Origin of the sequence: Ekhidna sp. (genome assembly GCF_039960695.1) — a bacterium.
Lineage (GTDB): Bacteria > Bacteroidota > Bacteroidia > Cytophagales > Cyclobacteriaceae > Ekhidna.
Genome location: NZ_JBDVKP010000019.1, coordinates 305,660 through 324,979, shown reverse-complemented (window position 1 = coordinate 324,979; position 19,320 = coordinate 305,660). Strand labels below are relative to the sequence as shown.

14 protein-coding genes are annotated in these 19,320 nt (G+C 35.5%); 1 reads left to right on the top strand and 13 read right to left on the bottom strand.

Annotation, left to right across the window (positions count from 1 at the left end; genetic code table 11):
* Positions 1-110: 110 nt before the first annotated feature.
* The 13 genes from ABJG98_RS15140 to ABJG98_RS15080 all read right to left on the bottom strand — a co-directional run bounded on the left by ABJG98_RS15140 (position 111) and on the right by ABJG98_RS15080 (position 17,776).
* The gene (locus tag ABJG98_RS15140) at positions 111-3,641 is read right to left on the bottom strand and encodes a PKD domain-containing protein (protein WP_348280382.1); all 3,531 of its coding nucleotides are present in this window, start codon (positions 3,639-3,641) and stop codon (positions 111-113) included.
* A 9-nt stretch (positions 3,642-3,650) separates the two neighbouring features.
* A complete protein-coding gene (locus ABJG98_RS15135) occupies positions 3,651-4,859 on the bottom strand; it encodes a hypothetical protein (RefSeq protein WP_348280381.1) in 1,209 nt (402 codons plus the stop codon).
* On the bottom strand, positions 4,856-5,719 hold the full coding sequence (locus ABJG98_RS15130) for a glycosyltransferase (RefSeq protein ID WP_348280380.1): 864 nt from the start codon (positions 5,717-5,719) through the stop codon (positions 4,856-4,858). The genes ABJG98_RS15135 and ABJG98_RS15130 overlap by 4 nt, the downstream gene beginning before the upstream one ends.
* On the bottom strand, positions 5,719-6,693 hold the full coding sequence (locus ABJG98_RS15125; protein ID WP_348280379.1) for a glycosyltransferase: 975 nt from the start codon (positions 6,691-6,693) through the stop codon (positions 5,719-5,721). Before ABJG98_RS15125 ends, ABJG98_RS15130 begins: the two co-directional genes overlap by 1 nt.
* Entirely contained in the window at positions 6,690-7,688 is a 999-nt protein-coding gene (locus ABJG98_RS15120) for an SGNH/GDSL hydrolase family protein (protein WP_348280378.1), read from the bottom strand. Before ABJG98_RS15120 ends, ABJG98_RS15125 begins: the two co-directional genes overlap by 4 nt.
* A gap of 2 nt (positions 7,689-7,690) precedes the next feature.
* Positions 7,691-8,953, bottom strand: a complete 1,263-nt coding sequence (locus ABJG98_RS15115) for an MBOAT family O-acyltransferase (RefSeq protein WP_348280377.1) — start codon at positions 8,951-8,953, stop codon at positions 7,691-7,693.
* Positions 8,954-9,098: 145 nt separating this feature from the next.
* Positions 9,099-9,890 carry a phytanoyl-CoA dioxygenase family protein gene (locus ABJG98_RS15110; RefSeq protein WP_348280376.1) on the bottom strand — a complete coding sequence of 264 codons (792 nt, stop codon included), beginning with the start codon at positions 9,888-9,890 and terminating at the stop codon, positions 9,099-9,101.
* 93 nt (positions 9,891-9,983) lie between these two features.
* Entirely contained in the window at positions 9,984-10,922 is a 939-nt protein-coding gene (locus ABJG98_RS15105; protein ID WP_348280375.1) for a hypothetical protein, read from the bottom strand.
* A gap of 1 nt (position 10,923) precedes the next feature.
* Positions 10,924-12,243 (bottom strand): MBOAT family O-acyltransferase, encoded by a 1,320-nt coding sequence (locus ABJG98_RS15100; protein ID WP_348280374.1) that lies wholly within the window; start codon positions 12,241-12,243, stop codon positions 10,924-10,926.
* Positions 12,244-12,400: 157 nt separating this feature from the next.
* Entirely contained in the window at positions 12,401-13,327 is a 927-nt protein-coding gene (locus ABJG98_RS15095; RefSeq protein WP_348280373.1) for an FkbM family methyltransferase, read from the bottom strand.
* Positions 13,328-13,330: 3 nt separating this feature from the next.
* Positions 13,331-14,788 (bottom strand): oligosaccharide flippase family protein, encoded by a 1,458-nt coding sequence (locus tag ABJG98_RS15090; protein WP_348280372.1) that lies wholly within the window; start codon positions 14,786-14,788, stop codon positions 13,331-13,333.
* On the bottom strand, positions 14,785-16,485 hold the full coding sequence (locus ABJG98_RS15085; protein ID WP_348280371.1) for a CDP-glycerol glycerophosphotransferase family protein: 1,701 nt from the start codon (positions 16,483-16,485) through the stop codon (positions 14,785-14,787). Before ABJG98_RS15085 ends, ABJG98_RS15090 begins: the two co-directional genes overlap by 4 nt.
* Before the next feature lie 52 nt (positions 16,486-16,537).
* Positions 16,538-17,776 (bottom strand): hypothetical protein, encoded by a 1,239-nt coding sequence (locus ABJG98_RS15080; protein ID WP_348280370.1) that lies wholly within the window; start codon positions 17,774-17,776, stop codon positions 16,538-16,540.
* 137 nt (positions 17,777-17,913) lie between these two features.
* Here ABJG98_RS15080 and ABJG98_RS15075 point away from each other — a divergent pair, with 137 nt between their 5' ends.
* Positions 17,914-19,320 (top strand): hypothetical protein, encoded by a 1,407-nt coding sequence (locus tag ABJG98_RS15075; protein ID WP_348280369.1) that lies wholly within the window; start codon positions 17,914-17,916, stop codon positions 19,318-19,320.

The following is a 19,320-nucleotide window of genomic DNA, read 5'->3' as shown; positions in this document are numbered from 1 at the left end:
ATTTTATTTGTCGCAAAATTAATACTATTAATAAAAATTCTGGCGACCATTCAAATAAACTACAAACCTTTAACAATTAATTGACAAAAGACCCTAACGACTGTTCAGAATTAAAGTTTAATGACTTTTCTTTTGTGAGTTGTACCTAGGACATCTACTGTGACATAATAGATTCCTGGATCTAGTAGGCTCATATCAATAAAGAAGTTATTTAGCCCTTTTGAAACGGGTTCTACGTTATTAATCTGAATTTTCCCAGCGGAATTAATTAATGAGATGTTGGCAGCACCGCTTTCATTAACGATTAATTTCAGTCTAAATTGATCTCTAACTGGATTGGGGAATGGATCTTCAACCTTAATCACTGGTTCGATCGTAATACACTTTTCGTTATTGACTGGGTCTAAATCTTGATATTCTGAGTATTGCGATGATAACTTAACGCAGAAATACGATGGCTCTGAAATATTTAATGGAATGCCGACATTGAGGTTGACCAATCTTGATTCTCCTATATCAATAAAACTTATTATTTGTTCGCTAATCGTAAAGGTGTTTTCCAAAACGATTTGAGCATCAATTATTTCTACAGGTAGATTACTGAAGTTTTGCACTTCTAAGAAGATTCTTCCTACGTTGTTCTCACTAACTAATTCAAAACTTCCAATTGCCAAGTCAACTTCTGGAATAGCTATCAGGATTTCTTGATGTGTGGTGTCATTACATCCCAGACTATTTTGTGTAACCAGACTCACGTTATAGGTACCTGACTCTGTAAAAGTAATTGGTTCGGATTGTGGATTTGTGCTTCTCGGTAAACCATCTAATAGCCATTGATAGGATACTCCTCCTATCGAAGTATTGGTAAATGTGAGTTGATCATTAGGAACACCATAAGTTCTCGAGCTCGTAAATGATGACTGAGGAGCTTCATTAATGATCAATGCTTGTGATGCGCTGATAATACATCCTTCCTGAGTTTCTAACTCGAGTGAAAGTACATAAGTATCATCTGCTAACTCTGACAAGATTAATTCTGTACCATTGCCTACATTTTCACCATCGAGCATCCACCTGCGTGAGATGACAGGATCCGCTGAAACTGTGGATTGATCTGACGCCCTTATCAATTGATTGTCACATTCTCCTTGAATTGCAAAGCTGACAGTTGGGAGTTCTACTATTTCCACAGATTTAGTGATGGCTTCTGAACAAAAATTTTGGCCTGTCACCTCAAGTGTAACATCGTAAGTTCCTGCATCAGTAAATAGATGACTTATATCTTGTGTGCCATAGTTGGTGCCATCCACCGTCCATAACCAAGACACAATCGGATTACCAGTAGCTGAAGTATTATCTGTAAATGATGATGTTTCTCCCTGACAGCCTAAGTCTATCGTAAAGTCTGGAGCAGGTGAGGCTAATACCTCAATATCTTCGTTGTAGGAAGATTCGCAACCATTGGAACTCTGAACATCCAATCTAATATTCTTTACTCCTGTGCTACTAAAGGTTATTTGTGGGCTTTGCTGATTAGACACTTCCACATCATCTACAAACCATGTCCAGGTAACCAAATCTGCATTATCTACTGTGGTAAGATCAAAAAATTGGATTCCGTCAGACGAGGTGCATGGGATATCAAAGTTAAAACTAATCTGAGGACTATCTGAGATCGCTACTTCTATAACCTCTGTATCTTCACAGCCTTCTGCGTCAAAAGCAGTGAGGGTTACGAAGAAATTTCCAGCTCCTGTAAATACATGGCTAGGGTTAGTAGCTGTAGACATGAATCCATCACCAAAATTCCAGCTGTAAGCAGTGGCATCCGTACTTGTATTGGTAAAATCCATGGCTTCATTCTGACAAACTGAAGCAGCAAAAAAGTCTGCAGTAGGGCCAGGGGTTATCATCAGCGTTTGCTCGGTAACTTCAGTGCAACCAGGTATACTCGAAGTAAGTCTGACTGTCTTTTCCCCTGCAGTTTCAAAAGCATAAACTGCATCTTTTGTCGTAGCTGTGGCTACAATTGTACCGGAGGGTTCATCGATAAATTCCCACAGGTATTGTAATGGACCAGCATACGCTCCATCCGCTGTGATATTAGTGAATGTAAAGTCTGCATTGATGCAAGTACGTACCGAAGAATACGTGTAAGATGGTGCGGGCGGCGGATCATAAATGGTAATTTCTTGTTCGAAAAAGTTGTTGCACGTTCCGTCAGAAACATCTAATCGTGCGGTGTAAGTACCTGTTCCTAGTCCAGAATAATCAAAGGATTGAGCGGCTCCTGTCATATCGGTCACATCAACAATATCATCTCCATTGAAATCCCATTCATATAATGTTAAGCCAGTATTGGAAGGTGAGAAATTCACAAGTGAGTTGATACAAACATTGTCTGAGGTGAAGGAGATTGAAGGTGCTGTCATCCCTAAAATAGTGATTGTATCTTCAATTGTGATTACTTCGTTATTTTCTTCGGATCTTAATTCTATCCTATACTCATTTTCTGTTGAATAACTTATTGACGATGGATTTTCGAGATTTGAATAAGGGAGGGCAATGCAATCATAAGAGTAATTTGAAAGGTTTAGATTGTCAGAAGTGGTAACTCCTATAATTGTAGATTGTCCATTTTGACGAATAAATGATGTGGATGATGTACGTGATATGTGTGTTTGTGAGCTGCTGGTAGGACTTGATGTTAAATTATTAAAATCAACGAGTGTACCATCGAATGAAAAGTTTGAAACAAACGCATAAAATTGACTCCCTTCTTGAATAAGATCTATTGTGGTTGGATTATTAAATAATCCAATAGTATGAATTTCTTCCGAAACGGGTGCCGATGTAATATCGGTCCCGAAACTAATTTCATGAATAGTTTGGGTATTTTCTGTTGTAGCAAAAATTATCCAATTTCCATCTGAATCCTTAACAATATCAATTCCTCGAGGCTTTGTTAGCATCGAAACAGCATGGGTTGTGGTCGTTGGTATATTGCCAAATGAATTGCCGTAGTTAGCAATGAATATGGAATTTCCATCATAATACCCCAATACTAGCAATATGTCAGTCCCTTGCATAATTACACGAGGTGTTAATGTTCTGCTCAAGCCAAAATTACCTAATGAGCTAGCTGTCGGTATATTGCTCAATGAACTACCAAAATCAAGTAGTGTAATTTCAGAACCAAAGGAAAAATAGGCTACAACACCATACCAGTTCCCATCGATTTGTATTATGTCGATTCTTCCAGGTCCATTAAATAAATCTCCTGGATTTCCCAGGTTAGTTGATGTTGGAGTGGAAAATAAGTCTGAGCCAAAGTCCAATCGATACAATTCATTTTGTGTATTGTTGACAATAAACGCGTACCAATTACCATTATCTCTTCCAATCCAAAAACCTATTGGATTTGATAGAGCCGGAATGTTGATTGCTGTAGTTGAGCTTACGGTCCCAAGCTCAATATCATTCAGGCAAAAATCCCATTCATAGTTGCTAAATCCGGTAGATGTATTTAGCGCTGTAACAGACTCCTCTCGACAGTACTCTTCATCGACAGTAAAACTTAATTGACTGAATCCCATCAGGCTAGAAGCAAAACAAAAAGTATGTACAAGGAACCTTTTCAAAATATCTCTCTACAATGACTTAAAAGCGTTTAAGCTGACAAATCTAAGTTTTGAAAAACCTCGATATTGTAAGCCCGCGCTTCTGCATTTTTGTCTCAATATACGGCTATCCGTTTTCATAAGATCTTCAATTTCGACAAACTGCTTTTCGATATTGACTTCTTCGAAATTGTCTAAAACAACCCCAACTCCCTCTTTTTTTGCATATTCATCATCTTCAGATACGCCTTTACATACAATGTATGGAATTCCACAGCAGAGATATTCACCTACTTTGATTGGGGATCGAAATTTTTGAGAGGGCAATGGTGGTACAGATACCAACCCTATGTCACTTGCTGAAATATATCTGTATACCTCATTATAGGGTACAAGACTCACATAGTAGTTCTTTTCACTAATACCAACTTGTTTGAAATTACTTTTTATCGTATCTTGATCGTTTGGAGTCAAAAAGAGAAAAAAGAATGTTGGATCTCTCTCCAAAATGCTCTTGCATAGTTTAAATACCTCCTGATCGAAATAAATACCTCCAAATTTGCCTACATAGATCAAAACTTTTCGATCAACAATTTGCAGGGATTCTCTTATTTGGCTTCTATTTTCTTTCGAAAAACTGAATAACTGATCGTTGACGCAGCTTGGAATCTTGAAAACTTGCGCCTTCGATCCCATTTTATGTAGTCTGTTCATCATATGGATCGTACCTGTAGCAATAACTTCTGTATACAAGCCAGACCTTTTTTCAAGCCAGTTTAATACTTGAAAACTCAACGATCTCTCACTCCAGATTCCCATGTCTTTTAAAAATTCGCTGTGAGGTTCGTACTGATAGAGGTAGTGCCTCATTCTAAATAATACAGAATAGATATATGCAAAACTCCCTGAAACTGTTCCGAGGGAAACTATGCGATTGTATCCTAACAATCTGTACTTTAAGATTATCAACAGACCGTACAGGGCATCCCAGGTTTTCTTGATTAATTTGAGTTTGCCTGAATGCCATCTCAATGGGATCCAATAAATATTCCTTTCCTTCAATTCTTTCTTTAACTCTTTCTTTTCTGCTTTGGAAATTGCAAACTCCGATTGCTCGTATGTTATTAAAGCAAATGAATAATCAAGTTCTTTATTAGCATCCAAGAGATATAGCAACATGTTGGATTGAAAGAGCGGATCTTTAAAACTATTGTAAATGTATACGACAGCCTTTTTCACAATATTTTTTTTAATAATTTTCGCATCACGTTGCTAAAATCAGACTGTAGTGATTTCATAATCATGATGATTGCGCGCTTTTTATTTGCCCCTTGAACCCAATAGCTACCGGCAAGTATCATATACATATTAGAATAACACTTTCTTTTGAAACTTCTATTCTTATAGAGATCTAGTTTAAATGCTTTATTGTAGGCATATATGTGTTCTTTTTCCATGCGAACAATATTTAAGTGCATATTTTCTCCATGAATTCGGTATAACCCTAGCACTTTACTTACCATACCTATCTTGTATTGGTTAGCGATTCTGAAAAAAATCTCCTGATCCGCCGCGGTAGATAGATTTGTATCAAATAAACCAATATTTTCCAAGACTTCTCTTCTCATCAGAATACTGCTTGGAGCGGGTATACAACATCCGTTCCAAAGAAGTAAATCTTCCAAAATATCACCTTCTTTTCCAGCATAAACATCTCCATTTTCTTTACTATTCTCATCTATTACAGCCATGTGGGTATGGACTAGTCCAACTTCTATATGTGCATCTAAGTACGCTACTGTTTCATATAATCTCTCAGGTAACCAGAGATCATCTGCGTCCAAAAAAGCGAGAAAATCAGCTTTACTTTCTTTGTATCCAACATTACGCGCATTTGAAACTCCTCGATTTTCGATGTGCAAGACTTTTAGTCTTTGATCAGAAAATGACTCTAGAATCTTTTTCGTGTTATCCTTTGAGCCATCATCGACGAGTATGATCTCAAAATCTTTAAATGACTGCTTTAAAACAGAATTAATCGTTTCACTAATAAAGTTCTCTCCGTTATATACTGGAATAATGACTGATACTCGTGGCATCATGACTCGATTAGATAGTTAAAATCCTTAAATCCCTTCTTTACTGCACTTATAAATCTTGCGTTATATAATTTGGACATTAATCTGTCAGATAAATTTGATTTTTCTGCAACCCAAATTATACCGTCAGTAAAAAAGCGTCCCATGCGAGTTCCTAAGAAACTCGCCTTAGTTTTAAAGAGTACTTCACCAAAAGTATCCTTTTTAGTAATTGGCTGGTAAAGTGTATAGCGACTGCTCTGCTTTAATTCTGGATGCTTTTCACATAGTAAAATAAAACTTGCTACTCCCCTATAATGACGATTCATCCAAATGGACATTTCTGCGTTGTAGGGTTCGTTATGGTAGCAAATGTTTTGGGTATCAAATATGAGTTTATGGCCTTGTTTTTTGGCGCGCTCAAACAGATCATAGTCTTCACTGCCGGCATATGGAAATTTTTCATCAAAACCTCCTAATACTTCAAATGTTGACTTCCTCATACTACAACTAAAGGTAGCAGCACCATCAATGTAAGAATACCGATCACTGATTTTTCCTTTCACAAAACCTTCATGCCAGATATAATCGTGTTTGTACTTATAGCGCCCAAATGAAGTTTTACTAAAAAGGTCAATTAGATCTTGTCTTTCTTTTCGATTGGCTGTGACTATGCCATTTGGATATTCAGAAAGGGTATTCAAATGATTTTGTAAGTGGTCTTCTGTGATCACAATATCATCGTCAATGAAAAGTAGATTGCTTTTTGCAGCATGTTTTACTCCTAAATTTCTAGCTGCTGCTGCTCCCTTAGCTTGATTTTGTAACACTTCAACTCTTTCATCATCAAATTCTAATTCCAACGGAGCTCCATTGTCATCATTGACGATCTTGATTTCAAATTTTTCTTTCGGATAAAAATTCAAAATCGTAAGCACCGTTTCTTTCAGGATTGATTCCCTCTTGTATGTAGGTATTATTATACTAAGGTTCATAATACTTTACTAAGCTCATTCAAAATAAGCTGATAGCCTTCAACATTTAGATGTGTATCGGCAGGCCAATAGTAGATTTCATCACTTTTTAATAGCGTATCATAAATTGAGACATAATTAACTCCATTATTTCGAAGTGAGCTGTGGAGGTTTGCCAGGAAGGTATTATCCATCTTTTCGCCTGCTAAATCATGATATATTGTATATTTTTCTGGGATGGTCAGAAGTATCGGATTGGCACCCTTCCTTTTAATATTGTTAAATAAACTCTTCAAACCCTTCACTGTATTTAACATTTTAAGTGAGTCAATCTGGTTGTAAAAGAAATTGACAGATTCGTGATAAAATAGCATTGGAGGGTCGATTGAAAATCGTGGAGTCGTTGGAGGTGTTATATATGATAAATCAAACCTTAGGGTTGCCCATACTTCATTGATACCCCACTTATTCAGTAATACATTATGATCAATGAAATAATTATAGTTACGCTCTGCATTCACAAACATATTTCCATAGACCTTTTTTACGATCTGAATTAGTTCTTCTTTCAAAGGTGCAGAAGTGTTGTAGAACCTTGGATTAGTAAATCTTTCAACAAGAAACCTTTCTGTAGATTCATATATTACTGTTTTGCCCTCCATGTTTGCTTTCGAAAGGTCGGGTAATTCCAGATATAAATCTTTATATAGAAGCAGGAATACTTTTTTGTTAAATCTCTTCCCTATTAATTGTGGCAATACGGGATGTCCAAAGCTGGTTTCAGAAAAGCTATCACCTATTAAAATAATATCAGCATCGTCGTGATTTGTGACTATCCATGAGCTATCCAAATTCTTCGGTGGCATCACAAATCGAAAATGCTTGATTTTAGAAAAATCATACAGATTCCCATAAGTATAATTTCTTTTTGCCACAGAATTGACTGCTGAATCGTACTTTGTAATCACGAACAAAATCAGACAAAAAAAACCACATACAAAGAGACCTTTTTTCATTCTTAAAATTGAAAATAGATAAAGCTGCTACTATCCCAAACTCCAAATAACATAATTACAATTAACATCCCTAAATATAGAATTGGACGCACTGCTCTTCCTAAATTACGAATCTTCATACTCACATTCCATTTTTCATCGATTGCTTCCACAACGATAAATATCAAAGTAGCTACAATTACAAACCAATACTTTTGTTCGGTTATTCTTAATAAGCTATAGTCTATTATCTCCCATGAAACGAATGTATTTTTGAGTATGTAGACTGCATCTCCAATTGAGTTAGATCGAAAGAAAACCCATGCTAAGAGTATTAGATGAAAAGTTATTATTCCTCTGATAAGAGAAGGGAGTTTTATACGTTTACTCGAAAAAACAGTTTCTATAAGCAAATAAAATCCATGCAAAAAACCCCATGCTATGAATGTCCAATTGGCTCCATGCCATATGCCGCTGACTACAAAAGTGATAACAATGTTTCTATACCATGAAAACTTGCTAACCCTATTTCCTCCTAGTGGAATGTAGACATAATCTCTAAACCAGGTAGAGAGTGATATATGCCATTTGGACCAAAATTCTTTTATGGATATGGCAAAATAGGGCTTTTTGAAATTGGTCATTAGATCAAATCCCATTATCCGTGCGGTACCAATAGCAATGTCTGAGTAGCCTGAAAAATCACAATATATTTGGATTGCGAATAAGTAAGTTGCTAAAGCAAAATACCCTCCGGAAAAATCGTGTGGGTTAGCATAAACAGAGTCAACAATTATTGCTATTCTGTCTGCAATTACAATTTTTTTAAAGAAACCCCATAAAATTAATTGCAACCCGTTAATGATTCTTTCCTTATCAAAACTGTATTCCTCAGAAAATTGAGGGATCAGGTTTGAAGCTCTTTCGATTGGACCTGCTACTAGTTGAGGAAAGAAGGACACGAACACCGCAAACTTCAAAAAACTTTTTTCGGGATTAAGCTTCCCTCTGTAAACATCTATGCTGTATGAAAGCGTCTGAAAGGTGTAAAATGAAATACCTACTGGTAAAAGTAACTTATGCAAGGAAGGTGAAAAGGGTATTCTAAACAATGACGCAAAATCTAGCAACACCTCATTGAAAAAATTGAAGTATTTGAAAAAGAAAAGTAAACCCAGGTTTACCGATAGGCTAAGGATCAACAATGGTAGTCTTTTTTTCTTACTTGCAAGTTTACCCATCCATAGACCAGCTACATAGTCAATGATAGTAGATATGAGAATCAATACTACATATTTTGGCTGCCAACACATGTAGAAATAATAGCTTGCTAATAACAATAACCATAATCGTCCACGCTGCCTTAATAGGAAATAGAGCGACAGAACTATTGGAAAGAAAACCAGAAATTGGGTAGAATTAAAAAGCACCTTATTTCTTTATTAAAAGATCTTTGAAGTAGGTATGAAATCGATCTTTCTTATAAGATCCGACATAATAATTAGTTAAAGCATATCTGGTACCCGATTCTATTGGCATGCCTCGATGCAGACCTTTTGTATCTACTAGAATCACCGTACCCCTTCTTGCAGTAAAGGTTGTCAGCTTTAGGTTTTGTCTTCGAATGAACTCCTCAATCTCTTCATTTGAATATCGGTTATTGTTGGTGCCAATTCCTATGGTTTTCAACACACTTCTGGTTCTATGCGAGCAATTTACATATTGAAATGGTCCGTTTTTTTCTTCTACATCTGACAAATAAACAATGCTTTTGAATTGGTGTTCATATGTACTGTCTCTGTGCCAGCCACCTCCTGATCCTTTATTCATAGTTTTTGCTTCAAGTCTTGCACCAAGAGTCATATAGTTGACAAGTGGTGTATTAAGATATGCCTCTCCTAGTGTTTTTAATCGCTCATTGGAGTGGAATTCTAATATTGATTCTGAGATGATCTCAGCGCCAAATATTCGATGATCAGATGCATGAGTGTCTTTCCAAATTTCCTTGTTGCGATTCTTTATGATTGAATCGATCTCTTTTGAGATCAATCCACATTCTTCTCCCGAGAGAAAATTTTCAATAACTGTAAAGCCTTGTCGGGAAAGTTCAGTAATTAGATTTTTATCCTTGTTCTTGATACTACTCGACTTGAAATGAAACAAATCATTGAGATTCTCAGTATAGCATTTAATTTGGGTCGTTATGTATTGTTTAGATGGCATATGACTTTCATACAATTATCTCAATTACAAAAGTAAAGTACTGGATTTGTATCGCTTTTGGGTGTCCATCAAATTTGTAAAGTTTTCTATTTTTCAATCTAAATTCTCAAGACCAAGCATATTTATCAAGTTGGCTGTAAAAACTGATGCTCCAAAATAGTTCACATGATCAATATCCCGATAGTATGTCGAATCAAGATAAAGTTTGTTTCGAACCAATTTGTATCCTTTTCTTTCAATTTCATCCAAAGTATTCGAATATTCTGACAGAAATTCTTCGTTAAAAAAATCTGTGAGTTTATTGGTTGGCGTCTCAATAACAATTGGGTTAATACCTCTTTTCTTAAGTGAGGATAGAATATTAATTAACCTTTCTCTGCTTCTATCTTTAAAGTTGTCATCCAAATATTTTTGGTATAAATGCTTATTCTCCTGGTAGTATTTTGTTGAAAATGTATCGTACCTATGGTAGAATCCTTTATAATCCTCACTTGCATTTAATATTTCAGAGTGGTTGGATCTTTCATTTGAACGTAAATAGAAAAGTCCTCTTACAAACCCTGATTGAGTAGCTTTTAAAAGTTTTTCCAGATTCAGATCTTCAATCAACATTTTAGCGGAGGATTGAGGACAGTTTAAATAGCGATGATAAGGGTTGGCACCCCAATCATCACCACCAACCGAAAAAATCGTTGGGGAAATAGTAAGTATTACATTTGAGGTCTTTCCACCTAAACAATTCAAAAAGTCATTTATCATCAATTCATACATCAGTACACCGGCGCCGGGGGTACCATAGTTGTAAATATCGATTTCAAGTGAATCAAATAACGGAGGATACAGTGAGGAATAGCCATAGGAATTTCCAACCACCAAGTAGTCTAGTTCCAAATGATTTCTGGCATCTATAATCCTTGATAAATTAATATTTTCAGGTTCTAAAACATGTTTATCAAAGCTGGCAACCCAAAACACCGGCACCATTAAGATGACAATAAATCCAATTGACTTTAAAGTAAAACGAATCTCCATTTCAAAACTGAAAGTAAATAAATTCTTGATTTTGGTAGACACCTTTATAAATTATTGCTAAGCAAACCAGCAAATAGATAGTCCATCGAACTAATGGTGAATACCTCCCTACTCTTTCCACTATAGTCGTCCCTTTTTGTTCGGTTAATTCAACAAATAGTAAGAAACCAATGAGAAAGAAAGAGAGGTAGATATCCGAACTATTATTGAAAATATTTTGCAAATCAAAAAATTCACTAATGCTCCATTTGCATGATAGGATTGAGGATGTAAGTATTTGTGAATCGTTGAGCGAATTGGCTCTGAAATAAATCCAGGAGAAGCTTACAAGAATAAAGACTACTGGCAAACCGAGCTTTCTTTTAATCCAATCGCTTTTAGTATTTCCTATCAGGTTCGTAAACAGGATGCCAAGGATTAGTAATACCCCATGAATGCCTCCCCACAAAATAAAAGTCCAATTGGAGCCATGCCATAGCCCGCTAATTAAAAAAGTAATTAGCAAGTTGTAGTACCATCTCCACTTCACAACTTTATTACCACCAAGAGGTATATAAACATAATCTCTGAACCACGTACTCAGGGAAATATGCCAGCGCGACCAAAATTCAGATATGCTCTTTGAAAAATATGGACTTCTGAAATTAGTCATGAGGTCAATACCCAGCATTCGAGCGATTCCGATTGCTATGTCTGAATAACCTGAAAAATCACAGTAGATCTGAAATGCAAAAAAAATTGTTGCTATGCTCACTCCTAATCCATCGTAATCAGCAGGATTATTATATACCTCGTTTACCAATATTGCTAGACGATCTGCGATCATTATTTTTTTGAAAAACCCCCATAAAACCATCCTTAGCCCTGAAACAACTTTATTGTAATCGAACTGATGGGATTTAGATAGTTGAGGAAGAAGTCTATTTGATCGCTCTATCGGTCCTGCCACCAATTGAGGGAAAAATGATACGTATAGAGCAAAGCGAAAAAAGTTAGTTTCAACTTTAGTTTTTCCTCTATAAATATCAATTGAATAACTCAATGTTTGAAAGGTATAGAATGAAATACCGACGGGAAGTAAGAGGTCAAAGACTGGTGCATCATTAAACAGACTCAATTTGGAAAAAATCACTTGAACACTTTCACTAAAAAAATTAAAGTATTTAAACAAGAATAGAATTCCCAAATTCATGAAAAGACTCACCATGAGCAAACGTTTTCTGATTCTTTTGCTGCTGCTTTTGGCCATTGAAAGGCCTACCTGGTAATCAACAACCGTTGACAGTAATATGAGTAGGGCATATTCTGCTTTCCAACTCATGTAGAAGTAATAACTAGCAATTAGAAGTAGCCAATAACGAAATCTTTCTGGCAAAGAATAGTACAATGTGAGTACTAATGGGAAAAATAAAAGGAAGTGAGCTGAATTAAACAGCATATAACATTAAATTCAAATTGATTAAGTTATTAAGGTTTTTTTAGATTCCTATTTTCCTCAAAATGAACCTAATCTTATTTTTTACTCTCATTTTTTTTGCACTCCTAGAATTATATCTACGCTGCTCAAGTTTTGAAAGAGTATGATTAGTAGCTTTCTTTTCACTTGCATTGAGTAAACTATTGCTTCTAACAAGGTTCATCGCCAATGAGGTATAACCAAAGACATCAAGAAATCCGATAAATTTTAAGAACTCTTCCTTCAGGATAAAATCATTCGGGTATTTAAAAAATAAAGATTCTGACAATACATAGCATGGCTTGTTGGAAATTATGGTTTCCTTATTTTTTTTAAAATCCCATCTTCCTACTGGGTACTGATCGAATATATAAAACCCCTTCTCGTTCAAAAGCTTCTCTACATCAGCATGCAAATACTGTCCTTCATGTATTGGCTGATGCCAAGTTTCAACTAAAACGCCCATAACTGAATCCTTTAGGGCTTTTTTAGCTCCTTCAAGAGCTTCATACTCAGCAGAATGAATGTCCAATTTTATAAAATGAGGCTTTCCTGAATCTGATTCCTCAATTGCTTTGTCTATTGTAATCCCATCAACTTCTATAATGTATTCAGTGCTTCGAACATCAATGCCATAAGCATCTTCAAACGATTTAATGAGATCAATATTTGGGGGGTACACTGAGGAAGTACTCGGATCTTTAGCAATGTGTACTTTGATTCGTACCTCATTATTCCAAAGGCCTTTATTGAATTTGAAAATTGTAATGTAGGCATCTTCATTACTTATGATCGAAGCGTGATCATCAGGATCGAATGCTAGTATATTCATGGGCGTTTTAACACCTCTTAATGGAGGGAAAAGTTCGCCTCTGGCTCCTCCATCAACAATAACTAGCGGTTCACTAGCGTGTTGCTTATAAAATTCGCTTTCAAAGAAACAATTCATTTATTAAATTTTATCTAAAAGCCCAAGCATACCACTTTTCTTTATTTCCTTATAGTGTTTGGCTACAAATAACATTGAGAATATCATGAAAATAATAATAGGTAAATAGTATAAACCCATCTCGATTGATTCTTTAAGTCCAATTAAAACATTAAGGGCAATTAAAATTGAGAATAATAAGAATCCAGCATTAATTATGGAAACATGAAATTGAAATTTTATAAATCTTCTTTCGAACCACATTGATAGGGGTAATAAACTCAGCCTTGTGATTACCATCACTAATCCTACTCCTAGAAGTCCTAACATTGGAATTAAATATATATTAAGAAAAACTGTAATCGTTGCTATTAAATTTATAGCTGGCAGAAATTTAGAAGCCTTTTGACTGTAAAAAAGAAACTTGCTAAAAAGACCGTAATAAAATTGAATCAGGAAACCAACCAAAAGAACTGGAATCAACGAAAGAGCTAAATCATAAGTGGGAGGAACAAATTTTAATATGAATAATGGTGATCCTGCCAAAATCAAGCAAGCAAGAAAAAGAACGCTAACGCCAGTGACTCGGAATATTTTATTGATTCTATGCTGGTTTTTCATCTGTCCTTCTTTGAGCAGTGAAAACACTTCTGGCACTACTGCCTGATCAATAGCATTAATGATAACCTCTAAAACTGACGCGATAGTGAATGCAACAGAATAAATAGCAAGACTTTCAACGGAGAGAATATTCTCGATCATTATTCGATCCAAATAAAGATACGCAAAGCCCAATAAAGTGTAAGGTAGGAGGGAAATAGAATAAAGAGAGGTTTCTTTAATAAAATTGATATTAAAACTAAATGAAAACTTAGATAGGTAGTAAAACAAAAAACCAAATGTGACTACAGAGATACCTAATAGCCTCGCAATAAGCACTCCCTGGGCATCTGCATTAAGTATCAGTATTGCTATACTCTCTGATATGGTGCTCAGTATAAATGCTCCACCAGCTAATATGGCATAAGCTCGTAAGTTTTTTTCATTCCTTAGGAAAACTAAAATAACTGCGTTAATAGCTAAAGTGAATGCGAATATCACTGACAATAAGCCATACGGAAAAAAAAGATACTTGGAATCTTCAAAAAGAAATGGATAAGTGACCGGGCCAACGAAAATTGCCGTTAGCGAAATTACGATTCCAACTACTAGAACAGTTATTAGAATGGTCGAAAAAAATACCTCTAATTGCTTCCTATTGTGCTTATAGTTAAAGTAAAAACGCGACAAAGTGTTATTAAGACCGCAAAGCATCAAGATTAGGAAAAACTGCATCATCGTAGAGTGCAGTCCCAGTACCCCATAATCATACGGGCTAAGAAAATTTACAAAAATTGGGAACAGTACAAAACGAGATGCTAACGGCAAAAAATTAAGGATGCCATATAATGCCGATGATTTCAATAAAGCTGCCGCCTTCATTTACCAATGATTCTTTCTAAAAGCTCAATTACTCGCTGTGATGCTTTGCGATCTGTCTTAAACAGGTACCTTTCTTTTACCCCATCCATTTTCTCGGTCAATTTGGAAAGAAATGTCTCATCATCCAGCTGAATTATTTGTTGCTTCAACTCTTCTATATTCAAGGCTTTAAATATAAATGGCTCAGAAGAGATTGCCATAAAATCAGTAATTACTCTACTCTTGGAATAGGAAAAAGTAATATACGGTTTCCCATAGTAAAGTGCGTCAAGCACAATACTAGAACCGGGACTCACCACTATATCCGAATAATAAACACACTCCATTGCTGATAGATCTGAATGTGAAAAGACAATTTGATTCTTAGACCTTACCTGTTCCTTGGCAATTCCATCTTGCTCTAAGGGATGTGTTTTAACAATTAAATTAAATCCTTGTTCGATACACAAGCGGGATATTTCAGCAAGCATTCTCCTTTTTATGGCAGGATCATACCCATGGCTGCTTGCGAAAAAAATAGTCTTATTGGATGGTACTAAATTATACTTCCCCATAAATTTCTCCTTGGACAAAGGTGATTCTTTAACCTTATCATATTTGAGATAGCCCGTTACTTCAAACTCATGTGTTGGATCGTTTCTCTTTAACCATACTTCTTGCTGAGCATTGGAAATTGTACATTTATAATCGTATTCGACTTCCTTATTGAAGGTATAATCATTGGTAATAAAGCTGTAGTCAATGCTGACAGATGGTGTATCATATGCTCTACAAACGTCAGCTAAATATCGTCCTGTATCTTGGTATCCCACAGTTACACAAACATCAGGCTCTAATTCAAGAAGCATATTTTTCATCATTGTGTAGTTAGCTTCTACAGATGGATAATCAATTACTCCCGGGCTGATTTTTGATTGTATAAATTTTCGTGGAATTACAAAAGACGGCAATCCCCTGAAATCCTGAATGGGCCGTGTTATAAGTCCTTTAGGTATGTGTATTCGAAACTTTTTATCATCACCAAGGTACATTGGGTAGTATACTACAATGGGTTCTACTTCTTTAGATTTATGGAAATGCTTATAAACTTCATTTAATAACTCGTGATGGTGCTCTGCTGTCTGTACAAGGAAAATAATTCGCTTTGCAATTTTAGCCGATGAACTGCTTAAATATCTCTTTAGGTTAAATAACAAATAAGCCTTATTTAGCACTTTCTGTCTAGTAATTCGTCTCCTTAATTTCTTATCGATAAAAAAGGTACTTTCAATGGGAGTAGAATTAATATCCTTCAGATCAAGTAGCTTATAGACTTCAGATAAATGCAATTTCACCTTTTTGTATTGATTGTCCGAGACTAAAAGCTTTAGTAAGACTTCAATGAAGTTTTTTTTCTCGACAAATGACCACATAAGAGTGGCAACAATTCCCTTTATACCCGATTGATTTTTTGATATAAATGGATGTTGAATATTAGCGGATGCGTCAGTGAGTGCATTTAATTTATTAAAAAAGTCATTCTCATTCAATAGCCGTTCTTGAATAAATGAATCATTAATTTTAAAAATATCACTCTCACTTAAATGAGAAGATCTTGAGATTATTTTAAAGAAAGTGTTTGAAATCAATATGCATTCAGCATCAGCAACTGAACTTTGAAAAAATGACTCAGAATCTGTAATTAACAGTTTAGCCATCTATCCATTCTATTTTCTTGAATTTCTTTCCCCTTCAAATAGTACTTCATTTCTACTTTTTCAAATTCTCTGGCATTTCTTTCCATGCGAGCAATATCAACACAATTAAATAAAGTGGTAAAATAGGCACCTTATATCTTACCAGCGCTCCAAAATTATAAGTTACTGCGCCGATGGCGAATGCAAAAGTGAGCGAAAATACAGTAAGGCTTAAGATTAATGGATGTGATAATCTTTTATACAAATCTTTAAATCGGACTTTGAACATCACGTAGACAGTTAAAATCAAAAAAATCAAACTCTCAAAGGATGAAAAGAGCATAAATACACTTTTTACTTCCCATGGATAAGGTCTGAAAAGTGTAACATTGATGGCCGGAATAATTTTTTTAACTATACCTCCTGCCGAATAATCATAATCCCCTAGCGTATAACCGGCGCCAGATTCTTCCTGGCTTACATATCCATGCCACCAAGCAGTTGCCTCTGCAGTTTCAATCAAATTATCCAATGAGTATTTCCCCCCTTTATTCACAAAATTTATTCCAAAAGCAGAAACTAGTACCGCCGTCCCTATAAGTATTGGTCCCAAAATTATTCTGAGTGGTCGTGGTTTAATTTGAACTTTAAAATTCTGAAATATCATGATTCCCGCACATGGGATTAGACAGAAAAGCACATAGATTTTGGTCATAAATAAGATATACAGCCCAAGAATCATATATGATAGATGCGTTGCTTTAAATCGGTTGTCTGCAATCAATCTTATAAGTGCACCCACAATAAAGCATACACCACCAAGTGTAAGTGTGTCTTTTAAAAGGCCTGAGCCCCACAATATAATCGATGGTAAAAAAAAAAGAGCTATGGCTATATACCTGGTTCGAGGAGTGTGATAGTAAGAGAGTATACTAAATAGATACCATGAACCCATAAAACTAATAAGTGCAAAAAAGATTGCGATTGTAGAGTAAGTATTTGCAGTAAATAATGCGAAGAATCCAGCTACTCTTGATACAAACCCCGCTCCTCCGGTATCATAAAAGATCATCCGACTGGTATATTGGTACAACTCGGGATTGTGAGTTTCTGAAGATCCGAAAATAATTTCTAGCGCTTGAATCGGAGAATCCAAAAATGCCTCCCATACCCATTTACTCCCCCAGTAATAATAATTGTAGGTATCTCCTCCTTGATAATAGTACTGATAAATAAAGCCCAAAACGAGTGCTCCAAATATTTTTACACTTAAGGCTGGAAAAAAATATTTTCGCGTTGTTTTATTTGTCACTCTTGATTTTAAAAACCAGGCGGTCAATAAAATTAAAATAAGGTAGATTGGCGTTATGACTACATCTTGAAGTTCCACAGATATAAAGTGAACGACAAAAGTAATCTACCTTTGAAGAAAAGTCTGCTTTTAGCTTAATGAGAAAAATAATAGTACTTGAGGTCAACGAATTACCCTATAAAGTGTATGATAGATATGTAGATAAAAATCCAAACTGTCTACTCGCCCAAATCTTCAATCACTCAACACAATATATTACCAAATCGACTGATGAAGGTGAACTTCATCCATGGTCTACCTGGCCGACATTCTATAGAGGAATAGATAATGCTAAGCATAAGATCAAGGATATTGGTGAGGATCTTACGGAACGAAATAAGATGTATCCACCTCTTTGGGAAATACTCACTCAACATAATATAAGTGCTGGGATATTTGCTTCTCTACATACCTATCCGTTACCCTCTGATCTTAAAAATTACAAATTTCTGGTGCCTGATCCATTTGCTCTTGGTTCAACCACCTTTCCGAAAAAAATAGAGCCTTTTCAAGCTTTTAATCTTGCAATGACAAGGAGGTCTGGAAGGAGTGTGGATAAAAGCATTGATAAACGCAGTGCACTTAAATTAATGTTTGCTCTACCAGGATTAGGTCTTAGGATTTCAACCATTCTCATTACGCTCAAGCAACTAGTAAATGAGAAATTTGCATCCTGGAAGGCAAGTAGAAGAAGAACTTTCCAATCTGTTTTAGCATTTGATCTTTTTATAAAACTCCTAAGGAATAATAAGCCGCAGTTTGTTACATTCTTTTCAAATCATGTTGCATCTGCAATGCATCGCTATTGGGCCGCTACATTCCCTGAAGACTATACTAAAAACGATCTTCCAAAAAAATGGATTAACCGTTATAAATTCGAGATTGACTATTGCATGGATCACTTGAATAGAATGCTGATTTCTATGCATAAATTCCTTAAAAAAAACCCAGAGTACCTATTAGTTGTTGCCAGTAGTATGGGCCAAGAAGCTACAAAAGCAGAGATGGTTACGCATGAACTTTTCTTAGACGATTTCAATAAGTTACAGGATGCAATAGGTGTTGAATTGGAGCCATTGACAGCCATGCATCCTCAATATAATTTTGCTGTAAATGGAGACGCTGATCTAATGGAGACTCGCTTGAGACTATTGTCTCTTAATGGAGATAAAATTACTTATCGTAGAAAAGATAATATATTCTTTAGCATAGATCTTGGATATCCGAATGTGACAAGATTTGAAGCGAAATTTGAAGGAAGGCAAGTAGGTTTGGAAGATTTAGGAATGAAAATAAAAGCAATCGATGATCAATCTGGTGGGACAGCATATCATATTCCAGAAGGTTCATTTTTTATTTATGACATAAATAATCAAGATCCAGACAAAGAAAGAAAAGAAGTGGATTTGAGAGTAATTGCCCCATCAATATTGAAGTATTATCATGTTGAAGCTCCAAAGTATATGATTAAAAATGGTTTGATTCCAGAACTAATTCATAATTAG